1 protein-coding gene is annotated in these 410 nt (G+C 62.2%); it reads right to left on the bottom strand.

The features are described from left to right. Positions 1-410, bottom strand: a 410-nt coding sequence (locus tag NTD82_RS23285) for an immunoglobulin-like domain-containing protein (RefSeq protein ID WP_262130457.1), incomplete at both ends; no start/stop codon positions are given.

Genomic DNA, 410 nt, shown 5'->3' with positions numbered 1-410 from the left:
ACGACGGTGGTCGGCGTGCCGGCGGTTTCCAGGTGCTCGTAGTTGCCGCCGGTGACGCCGGTGATGCTGTTGGTCAGCGGGGTGTTGGTGTTGAGCACGTTGTTCGGTGCGATGAAATCGACCGAACCGCTGCTTGCATTGACCGGAATGGTGATGCTTTGGCCGTTAGCCAGAGTAATGACCAGCGGTGCGCCGGTGACTGGAGCCGTTACCGAAGCGGTGTAGGTGACAACTCCGCTTTCTACCGCGCTAGCGGTGGCGGTGAGGGTCACGGTGCTGGTGTCGATGCTGTCGGTGACAGCAGTGACGGCAGCAGTCGGGCTGACTTCGAGGTGCTCGAAGTCGCCACCGGTGGTGCCGGTGATAGTCACGCTGACGCTGCCGGCGTCGACGTAAACAGTGTCTTTCGG

Origin of the sequence: Pseudomonas sp. 5P_5.1_Bac1, assembly GCF_025466015.1 — a bacterium.
GTDB lineage: Bacteria > Pseudomonadota > Gammaproteobacteria > Pseudomonadales > Pseudomonadaceae > Aquipseudomonas.
Note: the sequence above shows the minus strand (reverse complement) of the source record. Positions and strands in the feature narration are given on the sequence as shown.